Source organism: Pseudomonas sp. 9.3L (assembly GCF_058536285.1).
Genome location: NZ_JBZUBK010000001.1, coordinates 4,354,322 through 4,369,934, shown reverse-complemented (window position 1 = coordinate 4,369,934; position 15,613 = coordinate 4,354,322). Strand labels below are relative to the sequence as shown.

At 59.7% G+C, this 15,613-nt stretch carries 18 protein-coding genes and 1 other RNA gene; 12 read left to right on the top strand and 7 right to left on the bottom strand.

Annotation, left to right across the window (positions count from 1 at the left end):
- Positions 1–45 precede the first annotated feature (45 nt).
- On the top strand, positions 46–1,305 hold the full coding sequence (rho, locus tag AC4LE2_RS20270) for a transcription termination factor Rho (RefSeq protein ID WP_491827839.1): 1,260 nt from the start codon (positions 46–48) through the stop codon (positions 1,303–1,305).
- An 82-nt stretch (positions 1,306–1,387) separates the two neighbouring features.
- On the opposite strand, the gene AC4LE2_RS20265 is transcribed toward rho, so the two are convergent.
- Both AC4LE2_RS20265 and zapE read right to left on the bottom strand, forming a co-directional pair.
- A complete protein-coding gene (locus AC4LE2_RS20265; RefSeq protein ID WP_491827837.1) occupies positions 1,388–2,140 on the bottom strand; it encodes a sulfite exporter TauE/SafE family protein in 753 nt (250 codons plus the stop codon).
- 110 nt (positions 2,141–2,250) lie between these two features.
- Entirely contained in the window at positions 2,251–3,318 is a 1,068-nt protein-coding gene (zapE, locus tag AC4LE2_RS20260) for a cell division protein ZapE (protein ID WP_491827835.1), read from the bottom strand.
- A gap of 171 nt (positions 3,319–3,489) precedes the next feature.
- Between zapE and ubiD the strand changes: the two genes are divergently transcribed.
- The 4 genes from ubiD to AC4LE2_RS20240 all read left to right on the top strand — a co-directional run bounded on the left by ubiD (position 3,490) and on the right by AC4LE2_RS20240 (position 7,219).
- A complete protein-coding gene (gene ubiD / locus AC4LE2_RS20255; RefSeq protein WP_491827833.1) occupies positions 3,490–4,956 on the top strand; it encodes a 4-hydroxy-3-polyprenylbenzoate decarboxylase in 1,467 nt (488 codons plus the stop codon).
- Complete coding sequence (locus AC4LE2_RS20250; RefSeq protein ID WP_491827831.1) at positions 4,956–5,924, top strand: CDP-6-deoxy-delta-3,4-glucoseen reductase; 969 nt, start codon at positions 4,956–4,958, stop codon at positions 5,922–5,924. The genes ubiD and AC4LE2_RS20250 overlap by 1 nt, the downstream gene beginning before the upstream one ends.
- A gap of 84 nt (positions 5,925–6,008) precedes the next feature.
- A complete protein-coding gene (locus AC4LE2_RS20245) occupies positions 6,009–6,704 on the top strand; it encodes a gamma-glutamylcyclotransferase (protein WP_491827829.1) in 696 nt (231 codons plus the stop codon).
- 101 nt (positions 6,705–6,805) lie between these two features.
- Positions 6,806–7,219, top strand: a complete 414-nt coding sequence (locus AC4LE2_RS20240) for a flagellar basal body-associated protein FliL (RefSeq protein WP_491827827.1) — start codon at positions 6,806–6,808, stop codon at positions 7,217–7,219.
- A gap of 14 nt (positions 7,220–7,233) precedes the next feature.
- Here AC4LE2_RS20240 and AC4LE2_RS20235 read toward each other — a convergent pair whose 3' ends face one another.
- Positions 7,234–7,689, bottom strand: coding sequence for an EVE domain-containing protein (locus AC4LE2_RS20235; protein ID WP_491827825.1), 456 nt, complete (start codon positions 7,687–7,689; stop codon positions 7,234–7,236).
- A 190-nt stretch (positions 7,690–7,879) separates the two neighbouring features.
- Between AC4LE2_RS20235 and AC4LE2_RS20230 the strand changes: the two genes are divergently transcribed.
- The gene (locus AC4LE2_RS20230; protein ID WP_491827823.1) at positions 7,880–8,023 is read left to right on the top strand and encodes a hypothetical protein; all 144 of its coding nucleotides are present in this window, start codon (positions 7,880–7,882) and stop codon (positions 8,021–8,023) included.
- A gap of 25 nt (positions 8,024–8,048) precedes the next feature.
- Here AC4LE2_RS20230 and AC4LE2_RS20225 read toward each other — a convergent pair whose 3' ends face one another.
- The 4 genes from AC4LE2_RS20225 to AC4LE2_RS20210 form a co-directional block, all read right to left on the bottom strand.
- Complete coding sequence (locus AC4LE2_RS20225) at positions 8,049–8,654, bottom strand: 5-formyltetrahydrofolate cyclo-ligase (protein ID WP_491827821.1); 606 nt, start codon at positions 8,652–8,654, stop codon at positions 8,049–8,051.
- Positions 8,655–8,718: 64 nt separating this feature from the next.
- A non-coding RNA gene (ssrS, locus tag AC4LE2_RS20220) (6S RNA) lies at positions 8,719–8,897 on the bottom strand.
- A 32-nt stretch (positions 8,898–8,929) separates the two neighbouring features.
- A complete protein-coding gene (locus AC4LE2_RS20215; RefSeq protein WP_491827819.1) occupies positions 8,930–9,247 on the bottom strand; it encodes a cell division protein ZapA in 318 nt (105 codons plus the stop codon).
- Positions 9,247–9,453, bottom strand: coding sequence for a TIGR02449 family protein (locus AC4LE2_RS20210; protein ID WP_491827817.1), 207 nt, complete (start codon positions 9,451–9,453; stop codon positions 9,247–9,249). The genes AC4LE2_RS20215 and AC4LE2_RS20210 overlap by 1 nt, the downstream gene beginning before the upstream one ends.
- A 155-nt stretch (positions 9,454–9,608) precedes the next feature.
- Between AC4LE2_RS20210 and AC4LE2_RS20205 the strand changes: the two genes are divergently transcribed.
- From AC4LE2_RS20205 to gcvH, 6 genes are all read left to right on the top strand, one after another.
- Positions 9,609–10,163 (top strand): UPF0149 family protein, encoded by a 555-nt coding sequence (locus AC4LE2_RS20205; RefSeq protein ID WP_491827815.1) that lies wholly within the window; start codon positions 9,609–9,611, stop codon positions 10,161–10,163.
- A 20-nt stretch (positions 10,164–10,183) separates the two neighbouring features.
- Positions 10,184–11,518: a Xaa-Pro aminopeptidase gene (gene pepP, locus AC4LE2_RS20200; RefSeq protein WP_491827813.1), complete on the top strand. Its 1,335-nt coding sequence runs from the start codon at positions 10,184–10,186 to the stop codon at positions 11,516–11,518.
- Positions 11,515–12,714, top strand: coding sequence for a 2-octaprenyl-6-methoxyphenyl hydroxylase (gene ubiH, locus AC4LE2_RS20195; protein ID WP_491827811.1), 1,200 nt, complete (start codon positions 11,515–11,517; stop codon positions 12,712–12,714). Before pepP ends, ubiH begins: the two co-directional genes overlap by 4 nt.
- 39 nt (positions 12,715–12,753) lie before the next feature.
- The gene (locus AC4LE2_RS20190; RefSeq protein ID WP_491828191.1) at positions 12,754–13,986 is read left to right on the top strand and encodes a 2-octaprenyl-3-methyl-6-methoxy-1,4-benzoquinol hydroxylase; all 1,233 of its coding nucleotides are present in this window, start codon (positions 12,754–12,756) and stop codon (positions 13,984–13,986) included.
- A 77-nt stretch (positions 13,987–14,063) separates the two neighbouring features.
- Positions 14,064–15,143 carry a glycine cleavage system aminomethyltransferase GcvT gene (gcvT, locus tag AC4LE2_RS20185; protein ID WP_491827809.1) on the top strand — a complete coding sequence of 360 codons (1,080 nt, stop codon included), beginning with the start codon at positions 14,064–14,066 and terminating at the stop codon, positions 15,141–15,143.
- 43 nt (positions 15,144–15,186) lie between these two features.
- Positions 15,187–15,570, top strand: coding sequence for a glycine cleavage system protein GcvH (gcvH, locus tag AC4LE2_RS20180; protein WP_491827807.1), 384 nt, complete (start codon positions 15,187–15,189; stop codon positions 15,568–15,570).
- The last annotated feature ends 43 nt before the right edge of the window (positions 15,571–15,613 follow it).

Below are 15,613 nucleotides of genomic sequence, written 5' to 3'. Positions count from 1 at the left end.
GCCCAATGCTTAATTCCCCTCCATACAGAACACTTCATTCCCTCTATGAACCTGACTGAACTCAAGCAAAAGCCGATCACCGACCTGCTCGAAATGGCCGAACAGATGGGCATTGAAAACATGGCCCGCTCGCGAAAGCAGGATGTGATTTTCTCCCTCCTGAAGAAGCACGCGAAAAGCGGCGAGGAGATTTCCGGTGACGGTGTGCTGGAGATCCTCCAGGATGGCTTCGGCTTCTTACGTTCTGCCGATGCGTCCTACCTGGCAGGCCCGGATGATATCTACGTCTCTCCAAGCCAGATCCGCCGGTTCAACCTGCGCACCGGTGACACCATCGTTGGCAAGATTCGCCCACCCAAGGAAGGCGAGCGGTACTTTGCCCTGTTGAAGGTTGACACCATCAACTACGATCGTCCGGAAAACGCGAAGAACAAGATTCTGTTCGAGAACTTGACGCCGCTGTTTCCCAACAAGCGCTTGAAGATGGAAGCGGGCAACGGTTCTACCGAAGACCTCACCGGCCGTGTCATCGACCTGTGTGCGCCTATCGGTAAAGGTCAGCGTGGCTTGATCGTCGCACCGCCGAAGGCGGGCAAGACCATCATGCTGCAGAACATCGCGGCCAACATCACCCGTAACAACCCTGAGTGCCACCTGATCGTTCTGCTGATCGACGAGCGCCCGGAAGAAGTCACGGAGATGCAGCGCACTGTGCGCGGCGAAGTGGTTGCGTCCACCTTCGACGAGCCGCCTACCCGTCACGTACAAGTGGCCGAGATGGTGATCGAGAAGGCCAAGCGCCTGGTTGAACACAAAAAAGACGTGGTTATCCTGCTGGACTCCATCACCCGCCTGGCACGTGCCTACAACACGGTAATCCCCAGCTCAGGCAAGGTACTGACCGGTGGTGTCGACGCCCATGCCCTGGAGAAGCCCAAGCGTTTCTTTGGTGCGGCACGTAACATCGAAGAAGGCGGCTCGCTGACCATCATCGCCACCGCGCTGGTAGAAACCGGCTCGAAGATGGACGAAGTGATTTACGAAGAGTTCAAGGGTACCGGCAACATGGAGCTGCCGCTTGACCGTCGCATTGCTGAAAAGCGAGTGTTCCCGGCTATCAACATCAACCGCTCTGGCACCCGCCGCGAAGAGCTGTTAACGGCCGATGACGAACTGCAGCGCATGTGGATCTTGCGCAAGCTGTTGCACCCGATGGACGAAATCGCTGCCATCGAGTTCCTGATCGACAAGCTCAAGCAGACCAAGACCAATGACGAGTTCTTCTTGTCGATGCGGCGTAAGTAGACGCCGTCGCCTGAACCTCTCAAAGCCCCGGTCTAAACACCGGGGCTTTGTTTTTAGCGCTGTTGGTTCTTGCTGGATAACGTTAGAAAAAATAACGCCCTAATAGCGCAAGGCCGGACGCAAGCACGATGACGTTGATGAGCTTGAGAAATTGCACCCGTGACATCGCGAGTGTCATTCTGCGACCCACTGCAATGCCTATCAGCATGCCAGGCGCCAGTAACAGCGCCAGCCAGAGAAGGCTTGTATCAAGGTAAACACCAGCGGTGGCAAACAGTACGACCCGCGTCAAAGTGCTCAGGCCGATCAGCGTAGTTTGGGTAATACGCATGGCGTCTTTGTTGGCTAGCCGACCGCTAAGGTAAATGGCATAGATAAATCCGCCGCTACCAAATAAGGCGCTGAAGACGCCGCCTACCGAGCCGAACGCAATAGCTGCCCTCGGGCTGAAAGTACGTTCTGGTTTTAGGCCACTGAGTGCATAAAGCGAGTACGCGGTGACAAAGAGGCCCAGTGCTGGGAGCAGGAGTGCAGGGGGTATGCTCAATAAAACCGCCGCCCCTATCAAGCTCCCAAGCGCCATCATGGGCACTAAGCGCCGTAATTCTTGCCAATCTGCGTTACGGCCATCTCGGGCGACGTTCACTACCGCCGCGAAGAGGTCCATTAGGGCCAGTAGGGGTACGATCTTAGCCACGGGGATGAAGAGTGCCAGAACGGGGCTCGCCACCAGCGCGGTGCCAAAGCCCGCGATACCAAAGATGACATAGGCGCACAGGAGCGTGACGAATATCAGCGCATAGGCTGAAGTGCCGATAGTTAATACGTCGCTCATCGCATGACGGTCATCGCATGAATCCTTCTCATCGGTAAAGATCCCTTCCCGGGGGGAGGGTTGACGCCCCGAGAGCTTAGCTGCTCAGCGCCAGGCCTCGTTGACTATGGTCAACTCGCCACTGCGCCAGGCCGCAGCACGCGTAGCTGGCTAAGGCGGCTGCGGGTACGTGCGAGGTCGCCTATATCGCAATCGTCCATTGCTTCAGCGAATGCAAAAGGGGTGATGATGAACAGTGCGCAACGCTTGTCGTACAGCACGTCTATAAGGTTCAGGAACCGCTGCTGGCCTGCGGCGCTGGCACTCGAAAGCCTGGGTACTTCGTCCAGGATCCAGCGTTTGTAGTGCTCGACCAGTGCCAGGTAATCGATACTCGCAGAGGCCGCCTCGCAAAGGTCGGCGAATCGGAAGTACAGCGTGTGTTCATTCAGGGCAAGGCCCTTCAAGATACGGCCATTGACGGCAATGTCCCCAAAGGTCATAGGCCCTATAGGCAGGCCCAAGCCCCTGCGTTGCTCTGGGGTACCGGGGTTGATAAATGCACCCTGGTTGAATGCATCAGCGCTGGCCTGGCTGCTGGTACGGTAGTCCACCTCGCCCGCGATGGCCTGGATATCCATGTGCTGCTCGATCAGCTCAATGGTTGGCAAGAACCGCTCATGGTAAAGCGGATTGGGCAGCAAGCCCTCAGGTGGGTAATTCGAGGTGACTACCAGCACACAACGTCGCTTGAACAGTGCCTTGAACAGACGGCTTATCAGCATCGCGTCGCCAATGTCGTGCAGGTGAAACTCATCGAAGCACAGCAAACGGCAGTCACCCAGCAGGCTGTCGAGGGCGCCCGACATAGCATCGTCGCTGGCAGCATGGTCAAACAGCCGTTGGTGCAGCTCTCGAAAGAAGGCATGGAAATGCACTCGCCGCTTTTGTTGCAGGGGGATCGCGGCAAAGAACGTATCAAGCAGAAAGCTTTTACCCCTACCTACAGGCCCCCACAGGTACAGGCTGCGGGGCGTGCGATAGCCTAGCTGTGTCAACAGCGAGGGGTGCAGCAGGGCCTGTGCCATATCGCCCAAGCGTTGCGCAACAGTGGCCTGGTCGGCATCAAGGCTATAACCCTTGGCGGCTGCAGCCTGTTCAATGGCGGCGATCAGGTCAGCTGCGGGATAGTGCTTCATACGGTGTCCATCATGTGGCTAGGCAGGCGTCACGCACCTGAACGATAAAAGGTCCCTGCCACGATGGCTAGGCCTTTGCTGGTAGTGCCAGATTTGCCCCAGCGTAGGAATTGCGCACAGCCCAGGCAGAGCAGGTAAGCTAGGCGTTTATTTTGCAGTGTGGCCTGGGCGATGGAATTCAAGGATCTGCGAGACTTCGTACAGCAACTGGAACGGCGCGGCGAACTGAAACGTATCGCGGTGCCAGTATCGCCAGTGCTGGAAATGACCGAAATCTGCGACCGTACCTTACGCAAGCAGGGCCCGGCATTGTTGTTTGAAAAACCTACCGGCTTTGATATTCCGGTGCTGGGCAACTTATTTGGCACACCGGGGCGCGTGGCACTGGGGATGGGCGCAGAAAGCGTGAGCGAGCTGCGTGAAATCGGCAAACTGCTGGCCTTTCTGAAAGAGCCTGAGCCACCCAAGGGGCTCAAGGACGCCTGGTCGAAGCTGCCGATTTTTAAAAAGATCATCTCCATGGCGCCCAAGGTGCTCAAAGACGCAGCGTGCCAGGAAGTGGTGCTCGAAGGCGATGACGTGGACCTTGGCCAGTTGCCTATCCAGCATTGCTGGCCCGGTGATGTGGCGCCGTTGATTACCTGGGGCCTTACCGTTACACGCGGGCCCAACAAAGAGCGGCAAAACCTGGGCATCTATCGCCAACAGGTGATTGGCCGCAACAAAGTGATCATGCGTTGGCTCAGCCATCGCGGCGGGGCGCTGGATTACCGTGAATGGTGCGAGAAACACCCCGGCGAGCCTTTCCCCGTAGCTGTGGCGCTGGGCGCGGACCCAGCTACCATCCTCGGCGCGGTTACCCCGGTGCCCGATAGCTTGTCCGAATACGCGTTCGCCGGGCTGCTGCGCGGCCATCGCACGGAGTTGGTGAAGTGCCGTGGTAGCACCTTGCAGGTGCCCGCCAGCGCCGAGATCGTTTTGGAAGGGGTCATTTATCCAGGTGAGTTGGCCGATGAGGGCCCTTATGGCGACCATACCGGGTACTACAACGAGGTGGATCGGTTCCCGGTGTTCACGGTGCAGCGTATCACGCACCGCACGCGGCCCATTTACCACAGCACCTACACCGGCCGGCCGCCTGATGAGCCCGCCATCCTCGGCGTGGCCCTAAATGAAGTATTTGTTCCCATCCTGCAAAAGCAGTTTCCGGAGATCATCGATTTCTATCTTCCACCAGAAGGCTGCTCGTACCGCATGGCGGTGGTCACCATCAAAAAACAGTACCCCGGTCATGCCAAGCGGGTGATGTTGGGCGTCTGGTCATTCTTGCGGCAGTTCATGTACACCAAGTTCGTGATCGTGACCGACGACGATATCAATGCACGTGACTGGAACGATGTGATCTGGGCGGTGACTACCCGTATGGACCCCAAGCGGGACACCGTCATGATCGACAATACGCCGATCGACTACCTGGACTTCGCCTCGCCGGTTTCTGGCCTGGGTTCGAAGATGGGCCTGGACGCGACTCACAAGTGGCCGGGCGAAACCAGCCGGGAGTGGGGGCGCGTGATCGAGCGGGACCCCGCCATCACTCGCCGGGTCGATGAACTCTGGAATCAGCTGGGAATAGACTGATGCGGGTAACCTTGCAGCCTTCGGGCGTTGTACTGGATGTTGGGCCGGGCGAAAAGATACTCGAGGCGGCCCGTCGGTTGGGCCACGAATGCCCCCACAGCTGCCGTAATGGCAACTGCCATGTCTGCACAGCCCTGCTGGTTGAAGGTCGTGTAAGGCAGGAAGGCGAGGTCCGCGACCACGGGGAGCTTTACACTTGTGTGGCAGAGCCCCTTGAAGACTGCGTGCTGTTATGGGATGGCGTGCTATCCAAGGGTGAGCTGCCCGTACGCGAGTTCGCCTGTCAGGTCACCGAGTGCGCGCAGGTAGGGGGCGATGTGTGGCGTGTGAGGTTACGCGCGCCAGCGGGTAAAACCCCCCGTTACCATGCTGGGCAATACATGCGCATTGAACGCAACGGCACTGATAAGGCGTCGTTCTCTTTGGCGTCGGCGCCTCATTGCGGGCGTGATCTGGAGCTTCACATTTTGGGCCGCGAAGAAAGCGCGCTCAACCTGCTGGCACAGCTACGCCAAGAGGGGATTGCCCGAGTGGAGTTACCTTACGGGGATGCGCACTTGGCCGAGTTGCCAGACGGCCCCCTCGTACTGATTGCCGCCGGTACCGGTATGGCGCAGATGCACAGTTTGATTGAGCACTGCCGGGCCCAAGGCTTCCATCATCCAGTGCATTTGTATTGGGGGGTGCGCCAGCCTGGCGACTTCTACCAGATTGAGCATTGGGCTGCGTGGGAAGAGGTGCCTAATCTCTTCCTCAACCGAGTAGTCAGCGAGCGGTGCGATTGGGGAGGGCGCTGCGGAATGCTGCATGAAGCCGTGCGTGAAGACATTCCAGACCTCTCCAGCGTGCATGTCTATGCCAGCGGCTCCCCAACCATGGTGTATGCCACACTCGACGCGTTGGTCGAGGCTGGCATGGATGCGCATCAGATGCGTGCCGACGTCTTTGCCTATGCACCTCGGTCGTGAGCTGCTGCGATGATCGGTAGCCCCAGGTACTCCCAGCTTCAGTTAGAGTGGCGATGAAGTCTTTGGAACCCTGGGGTTATTCCAATGTCCGCCCTCGAACCTTTCCCTATAAAGCCGTGTACTTACCCGCCTGTGCTTGACACGCCACAGCTGAGCGATGAGCAACTTGCCAGTTCATTGGCCGCGACGATGCGTCAGCATCAGGGTGGGCCGGTATGGCTGTTCGCGTATGGCTCACTGATCTGGCGCCCGGAGTGCAGCAGCGCCGAACGGCGCCGTGCACGTGTTCACGGGTATCACCGCGGGTTGTACCTCTGGAGTCAGGAACATCGCGGTACGCCACAAAATCCAGGTTTGGTGTTCGGGCTCGACCGAGGCGGCTCGTGCACAGGCTTTGCTTATCGCTTGCCAGAAGACAATCTTCAAGCGTCGCTGATGGCCCTGTGGAAACGGGAAATGCCGTACCCCTCCTACCGGCCGCACTGGCTCAACTGCCGGCTCGAAGATGGCAGCAAGATTCAGGCATTGGGCTTTGTGCTGGAGCGCCATTTGCCCTCCTATGCCGGTAACCTGCCCGATGATTTGCTGGTACAAGTATTGGCCAGTGCCTGCGGCCGCTCAGGCACCTGCCGCGATTATGTAGAGCAAACCATGAAGGCGCTGCGTACACACGCCATGCCTGACCGTAACCTGGAAGCCCGCTTCAAACGCTGGCTGGAATTGTCGCTAAAACCATTGAGTGCCATTGCGCCAGAGCACATCCCAGAAGCACAGGCCTAGGTGCGCCACAGAATAAACAGCCTAGGGCTATTTCTTTTCACGGGTTTGCCGATAGGGTAAGCAAGCCCCTGTGTCGGGCACCTGAATGAGGACTAGACGCTGTGAAATCCTGGATTGCTGTATTGATCGCCGCTTGCTTGCCTTTCGCTGCCCATGCGAACGAAGGCGGTGAGTCCAAAGAAGGGCCGCCCAAAGTGGTCTATTACTCCCTGACGCCACCGCTGGTGGGTAACTACGCCATGGACGGCGGTACCCGCCTGCATGTCTACAAGGCCGACATTGCGCTCAAAGTCACTGGCGATGAGGCTCAAGCGGCTGTCAAACATCACGAGCCTTTGATTCGAAATCAACTGGTGCAGCTGTTTAATCAGCAAACCGTCGATTCGATGAGCAGCAGCGAGACGAAGGAGGCTTTGCGTCAGGAGGCTCTCAAGCAAACCCAGCAAGTACTCAATGCTGAAGAGGGCAAGCCGGTCGTAGAAGACTTGCTGTTCAACAACCTTATCGTTCAGTAAGCCAAAGCGAGCCCTCAACCCCTGCCCAGGCCCAGCACGGCGGCCCATTGTTCGGGGGTTACCGGCATCACTGAGAGCCGGCTACCTTTCTTCACCAGTGCCAGCGCCTCCAGCGCAGCCTGTTGCTTGAGTAACCCAAGGCTTACAACGTCCGGAAACGTCCGTTCGTGGGCTACGTCCAAGGCCAGCCATGGGTTTTCGCGGTCGGAGGCTTTAGGGTCGTGATAAGGGCTGCGCGGGTCCAGTGCAGTGGGGTCGGGGTATGCCGGCGAAATGATTTTCGCGACCCCCGCAATACCAGGCAAAGGGCAACTTGAATGATAAAAAAAGAAGAAATCGCCCGGTTGCATGGTCCGTATAAAGTTACGGGCCTGGTAATTACGCACGCCGTCCCAACGGGTTTGGCTTAGTGCGGCAAGGCGTTCAATAGACAGCTCATCCGGCTCGGATTTCATTAACCAATAGGCCATTACTGCATCCTTTGAAGGCGTAGTTAGCAAGGAAGTGTTACAGCATTGATTAACCCGACGGCTGGTTGAAATCAACGTTTGCATGTCGTTGGGTGCTGTCGGAGAATGCGCGCATTTCCAGGCAGGGCCCACGTCACAGGGCCTTTGGCTATCATTCAAGTGTATAAACGGTGTCTGTGGGGGACCAATAATGCGGCGCAAACAACCGGATCTACTATGGGTGTTAGTGTTTCTGTTCGGCCTGGGGGTGGTCACCACTGGTTACGCCCAGAGCTTTTGGGAGCAAAACCTCAGTGACCCGGTAGACGCCTCTTACGCCGTTCCGCTGCGTTAGTTAACCCGTTGCCCCCTGCCTGTAATTACGTGCTGAGGTACCAGCGTTTATCTGTGACTGTGCCTTGCAAAGGCACATCCCATCCGGCCTGCTCCAGCTTGTCCACTTTCTGACACTCATGCGCCAGGCCAAGCAGCGTCGGTTTGCGCCAGGTCAGCCGGCGCGTTCGGTAGGCCAGGCTGCGGTCATAAAAGCCGCCCCCCATCCCAAGCCGGCCACCGTGCTCGTCGAACCCCACCAGCGGTAATAGCACCACGTCTAGGGTCCAGACGCGGCGTTGCTGCCGCGGGTTTTTTTCCGGCTCAGCGATTCGAAAGCGGTTGGGCCGCAGGCGTTCGCCCGGTCGTACGCGCTGAAACACCATCTTGGTACGCGGCCACGGGCTAAGCACGGGCAGGTAGGTGTGCTTGCCTCGCTTCTGGGCGCAACGTAGCAGCGCGCGCGGGTCGATCTCGCCGTCGTTCGGCAGGTACACAGCGAGAGTACGAGCGCGGCGGAACAGGGGGTGCTGGCTAAGCTGACGGAACAGGCCATGGGCGGCCGCGCGTTGTTGTGCGGGCGTCAGGGCATTACGCGCTTGGCGTAAATGCTTGCGCAGCTGGGGCCGTGTGAAACGCGAGGCTTTGATCATGAGGGTAAGCTCCGGGTATGAAGCGGGAGCTTGGCGTGCCCCCGAAGTGGGGCGAAAAAGGAAGGTGCTCCCCGACGAACCGCTGTCGGTGTAGCCCTTGAACCCGAAAGTTCAAGGTGGAGATTGCAGGAGGCTTTAAGGCTTTCCGTCGAGCGGACATGCACACCAGCCCCAACGTGCAACTTCCGTGGTTGTGCGTATCGGCTCAGGGACATGACCGACTGGCGCATACTCCAGGGAGCGGGCTCAAGTATACCCCAAACCCTTTCCACTGTTCAGCCCCTGGTTGCAACCTGACTAGTGGCAAGCGCGAGGTCTACGCGCTCCAGCAGGTCGCGAACCTGCTCGCGCGTGGCGGCATTGGGCTGCGCCTCGTCGGCCTCTTTGCGATGAAGCAGGTCGTGGGTAATGTTCAAGGCGGCCATTACCGCGATCCGGTCAGCACCGATCACTTTGCCGCCACTGCGGATCTCTCGCATCTTGCTATCGAGGTAGCGTGCTGCGCTGATCAGGTTTCCACGCTCTTCGGGGGGGCAGATGATCGAATAGTCCTTGTCGAGGATTTGGACGGTAACGCTATTGCTCGAACTCATCAGTCTTGCTCCAGGGCCTTGAGGCGCACAATCATCGACTCGACTTTGCGGCGGGCGATTTCGTTTTTCTCGATCAGGTGGGCGCGTTCCTCTCGCCAGGTTCTTTCCTGGGCCAGGAGGAGGGCGTTTTGCCGATTCAAGTGCTCGATGCGGTCGATCAGCAGTTCGATCTTGCCCATCAGTGCTTGCAGGTCGTTCTGTTCCATGAGGGGGCGGTTGGATGTCCTGGTAATGGGTCGTGTATGAACGAAAGCAGACCACAACGCAGCCATACGGTTGCGTCGATGGTCTTGGCTTACCTGCCGGTGTAGGATACGAAGCCTTCATTCTAGACATTGCGCCGCCCGGCGCCTAGCTGCCCATGCCTAACGTCAGTTCGCCGTACACCGCTTTTGCCAAGCTGCTCGCCGATAATGGTTACCCAGTGTCCCCCGCCGAATTGCATGGCTTGTTGCTTGGGCGCAGTTGCGCCGGCGCAGGGTTCGACGTCGAGCCCTGGCTCGATGACGCCATTGAAGTGCTGGGCGCGCCCGCTGACGGTAACGTGCGTCAGGCCCTGGTAGGCTTGCAGGAGATGGTCAAGGCCGAGGTCACCAGCACGGACGTCACCGTGGTATTGCTCGTGCCGAGCGATGATCTCCCGCTCGCCGAACGCGCCCAGGCACTGGGTCAATGGTGCCAGGGCTTTCTAACCGGGTTCGGTTTGTCTGCCGGCAGTGCTTCGCTCAGCAGCGAAGCCAAAGAAGTCCTGGAAGACCTCGCGGCGATCGCTCAGGTGCAAGAGGCGTTGGAAGAGTCCGAAGACGGCGAAACCGATTACATGGAAGTGATGGAATACCTACGGGTTGCGCCACTGCTGCTGTACTCCGAGCGGGCCAAACCTGCGCCGCCTGAGCCAAAGCCTTCACTGCACTGACCTTTCACAGGAGCCGCGCCATGGTCCAGATTCCGAAGTCCGAATATGCCCGTCGGCGCAAGGCCCTGATGGCTGAGATGGTTCCCAACAGCATCGCCATCCTGCCGGCTGCCGCCATCATGGTGCGCAACCGCGATGTCGAGCACCTCTATCGTCAAGACAGCGACTTCCAGTACCTGAGCGGCTTTGGCGAGCCAGAGGCGGTAATTGCCCTGATCCCTGGGCGCGAACACGGGGAGTACGTACTGTTCTGCCGCGAACGCGATGCTCAACGTGAGCTGTGGGATGGCCTGAGGGCCGGTCAAGAGGGCGCCATCCGCGACTACGGCGCTGACGATGCATTTCCTATTACGGACATCGACGACATCCTGCCTGGGCTGATAGAAGGCAGGGACCGCGTCTATACCGCCATGGGCAGCCACCCGGAGTTCGACCGGCACTTAATGGAGTGGGTCAACCAGATCCGCTCCAAGGCCAACCAGGGGGCTCAACCCCCCAAGGCGTTCGTGGCGCTAGACCACCTGCTACACGACATGCGGCTGTACAAGTCGGCCAATGAAGTCAAAGTAATGCGCGAAGCAGCAGCCATTTCTGCGCGCGCGCACGTGCGTGCCATGCAGGCAGCTCGCCCCGGTTTGCACGAATACAGCCTGGAAGCCGAGTTGGACTACACGTTCCGCCTTGGCGGCTCGCGCATGGTGGCATACGGCTCGATCGTTGCGGCGGGGCGTAATACCTGCATCCTGCATTACCAGGAAAACAACGCGCCTTTGCGCGACGGCGACCTGGTGTTAATCGACGCCGGTTGCGAAATCGATTGTTATGCCAGCGATATCACGCGCACCTTCCCGGTCAGTGGCACGTTCTCGCCCGAGCAGCGGGCTATCTACGAAATCGTATTGCAGGCCCAGCAGGCAGCTTTTGATGAAATTGCCCCTGGCAAGCACTGGAATCGCGCCCATGAGGCGACGGTGCGCGTCATCACCGAGGGCCTCGTGCGCCTGGGGCTGTTGGAGGGGCAGGTCGATGACCTGATAGCTACCGAAGCGCACCGTGCGTTCTACATGCACCGGGCTGGCCACTGGTTGGGTATGGATGTGCACGATGTGGGTGAGTACAAAGTCGGGGGTGAGTGGCGAGTACTGGAGCCCGGCATGGCCCTCACCGTAGAGCCCGGCATTTACATTTCGCCGACCAACGAGCAGGTAGCGAAGAAATGGCGGGGCATTGGCGTGCGGATTGAAGATGACGTAGTAGTCACTCGCACCGGGTGCGAGATTTTGACCAGTGGCGTGCCAAAGGCCGTGGACGAGATCGAAGCACTGATGGCTACGGCCAAGGCGGCCCACGCGTGAGCCGCTATGACATCGCTATCGTCGGTGGGGGGTTGGTAGGGGCCAGCCTGGCACTCGCGCTGCAGCCATTGGCACACGCGCGAGGCTGGCGAATACTGCTGATCGAACCCTTCGCCCCAGGCCGTGCCTTCCAGCCGAGCTACGATACCCGTAGCTCCGCCTTGTCCTACGGCACACGGCTTATCTACGAACAATTGGGCGCATGGGACACCATCGCTCGGCGCGCGGAGCCTATTCGGCATATTCACGTGTCCGACCGGGGCCGGTTTGGCGCGACCCGGCTAAACGCCGCCGAAGAAGGCGTGCCCGCGCTGGGTTACGTGGTAGAGAACGCCTGGCTGGGGCAATGCTTGTGGGCCGCCTTGGATGTGAGCGTGGTCAGTTGGCGGTGCCCGGCCGAAGTGGTCTCGATGCAGGCTCAGCCTGAGGGCTACCAACTCACGCTGGCGGATGAAAGCCAGGTGAGCTGCACGCTGGCAGTGCTGGCCGACGGGGGCCGCTCCGGCTTGCGTACTCAACTGGGCATTGGTGTAGACGTGCAGCACTACGACCAAACCGCGCTTATCGCCAACGTAAGCTTCAATCAGCCTCATGGTGGTCAGGCTTTCGAGCGGTTTACCGACGAGGGCCCGCTGGCCCTGCTACCCATGCCTGAAAATCGCTGCGCCTTGGTGTGGACGCGCAAGCCGGCGGACGCCGAGCGCTTACGGACCCTACCGGACCCTGCGTTCCTGGCAGAGCTGCAACAGCGGTTTGGCTATCGCATGGGCACGCTGGTGCAGGTCGGCGCGCGCAGCCTGTACCCCCTCACACTGGCTATCGCGCATGAGCAAGTGAGGCCCAATCTGATCGTGCTGGGCAATGCCGCCCATAGCCTTCATCCCATCGCGGGCCAAGGGTTCAACCTGTCACTGCGTGACACACATGAGCTGGGCCAAGCCTTGCAGCGCAGCGACAAGCCCTTGGGTGACCTCGCAACGCTCAGAGGCTACCTTGCCGCGCAACAGCGCGACCAGCGCTGGACCGTTGGGTTCTCCGATCAAATCACCCGCCTGTTCTCCCAGCCAGGGCGCGTGGTCGCTCATGGCCGCAACCTGGGTTTGCTGGGGTTGGACTTGCTGCCTCCGGCCCGTCATTGGTTCGCTCGGCAAGCCATGGGCTTGGGCAGCAGCACGGGCTCCGAAGGAAGAGGGTAATCAGGCGTGGACTCCAAGACAGGCAAACACATTCCTGAAGTGACAGCGGACATCGCCATCGTCGGGGCTGGCATGGTGGGCAGTACCTTGGCCCTGGCCCTGGCGGACAGTGGTCTGAAGGTGATGCTCGTAGACGGCGGTGAGCTGCAGCCTCGGCTCTTTATGGCCGGCAGCCCCTTCGAGCCTCGGGTGAGCGCCTTGTCGGGTGCGAGCCAACGTATTTTCGAACGGCTCGGCGTGTGGGGCAGCATGCAGGCGCAACGGGTCATGCCCTACACCGACATGCAGGTATGGGACGGTAGCGGTACAGGCGCGGTGCACTTCAGCGCGGCCAACGTACATGCGTCGGTGTTAGGCCATATCGTCGAGAACGGTGTGGTTCAAGATGCGTTGATCCAGGCGCTGCTCCAGAGCGATACCCAGCTGATGAGCGGTGCCCGCGTAGAGCAGTTGCGGTTTTCCGGCGATGATCGGCTGTTGACCCTCGCCGATGGCACTCACGTGCGTGCCCCGTTGGTGGTGGCCGCCGACGGCGCGCATTCGGTCATACGTCGGCTGTCTGGCTGCGCTACGCGAGAGTGGGATTACCTTCACCACGCCATCGTGACCAGTGTGCGTACCGAGCGCACTCACCAAGCCACTGCCTGGCAGCGCTTCGGGGATGACGGCCCGCTTGCATTCCTTCCACTCCAGGGCCCGCCCGGCGAGCACTGGTCGTCCATTGTGTGGTCTACCACGCCGGAAGAGGCCAAGCACCTGATGGCGCTGGAGACACCTGCATTTTGCAAGGCCCTGGGCGCGGCCTTCGAGTATCGGTTAGGGGAGGTACTCGCCGCCGACCCACGGGTGTGCGTTCCACTTCGCCAACGTCATGCAAAGCGCTATATGGAACCAGGCTTGGCACTCATTGGCGACGCCGCTCATACCATCCACCCGCTGGCGGGGCAGGGGGTGAACCTGGGCTTGCTCGATGCTGCCGTACTGGCCGAAGAGCTGTTAAAGGCAAAGCAGCGGGGTGAGCGGCTAGCGGACGCCCGGGTGCTCAGCCGATACGAGCGCCGTCGTATGCCTCACAACCTGGCCCTGATGGCGGCCATGGAGGGTTTCGAACGGCTGTTCCAAGCCAATTCCTTGCCAATACGCTGGTTACGCAATACCGGTTTAGCCACGGTCAATGGTCTGCCAGAGGCCAAAGCGGCCTTTGTGCGCCAGGCCTTGGGCCTCGGTGGCGACCTGCCTGCGCTGGCCAAGGTGGCTGAACCTTACCGCTAGGGGGCCAAGGCCAGGTGCCGGGCCGCCGGATGAAGGCTACAATGCGTCGCATCCGGAGCGCTGGGAAGGAGAACCCCATGGGATTGCGCACACCGCTGTACGGCCAACACGTGGCGCTGGGCGCCAAGATGGTCGACTTTGGCGGTTGGGAAATGCCATTGCACTACGGCTCACAGGTTGAAGAGCACCATGAGGTGCGCCAGCGCTGTGGTGTGTTCGACGTGTCTCACATGGCAGTGATTGACATCGAGGGTACCGATGCCTGCACCTGGTTACGGCGCCTTCTGGCTAACGATGTGGGGCTACTTGCCGAGCCTGGCCAAGCGCTCTACAGTGCGATGCTGAATACCGAAGGCGGTGTGATCGATGACCTGATCGTCTACCGACGTGTGCAAGGCTATCGGCTGGTGGTCAACGCCGCTACCCGAGAAAAAGACCTCGCCTGGCTCCGCGCTCAATCTCATGATTGTGCCGTGCAGGTGATAGAGCAAGTAAACACTGCCATTCTTGCTGTGCAGGGGCCTACCGCTGTGCAGGAGGTCGCTGCGCTGCTAGGCGGCACCCGCGCCTCGCTCATCAACGCTCTGAAGCCATTCGAGGCCAGGGAAGATCATGGCTGGTTCATCGCACGAACGGGCTATACCGGCGAGGATGGCCTTGAACTGCTGGTGCCCGCCGATCAAGTGTGCGAGCTGTTCAATGAGTTGCTGGGCGCGGGCATCCCACCGGTCGGCCTGGGTGCCAGGGACACGCTACGGCTTGAGGCAGGCTTGAACCTGTATGGGCGCGAGCTGGACGAAGCGCATTCGCCCTGGGTGTCCAACCTGGGCTGGACGGTAGCCTTGGACCCGCCCGAGCGGGAGTTCAATGGCCGTAGCGCATTGGAGGCAGAGCTGGCCTCTGGGCCTTCATCGCGGCTGGTCGGTTTGGTGATGGAAGAGCGGGGCGTGCTTCGGGCTCATCAGGTGGTGCGCTTCGATGCTACGGCCGGCGAGATCACCAGCGGCAGCTTTTCGCCTACGCTCAACAAGTCCATCGCCCTGGCTCGCGTTCCAAGGCCTAGCCCCGAACGCGCCGAAGTGGAAATTCGTGGCAAGTGGTACCCTGTCCGCGTGGTAAAACCTACCTTCGTGCGGCACGGCAAAATACTGATTTGATCGCCAACCGTGGCAATCCCTGTCGACCTATTGAGGACTCTCCATGAGCAATATCCCCGCTGAACTCCGTTACGCTGAAAGCCACGAATGGGCACGCCTTGAGGCTGACGGCACTGTCACCGTCGGTATTTCCGACCATGCGCAGGAGGCCTTGGGTGACGTGGTGTTCGTAGAGCTGCCAGAGATTGGCAAAACCGTGGGCGCTGGAGATCAATTGGCGGTAGTTGAGTCCGTAAAGGCTGCTTCGGATATCTACTCGCCAGTTAGCGGTGAAGTGGTAGCGATCAACGAAACGCTGAAAGATGAGCCAGAAGCGGTCAACGGTGAGCCCTATGGCGCCTGGTTCTTCAAGATCAAGCCTACAGATAACAGTGAACTGGACAAGCTGCTTGATGCGAGCCGTTATAAAACCGCTATTGGCGAGTGATAAATCTGGCTGTGCCTAGCCGCTGTAGTGAGCAGCGAGCTAG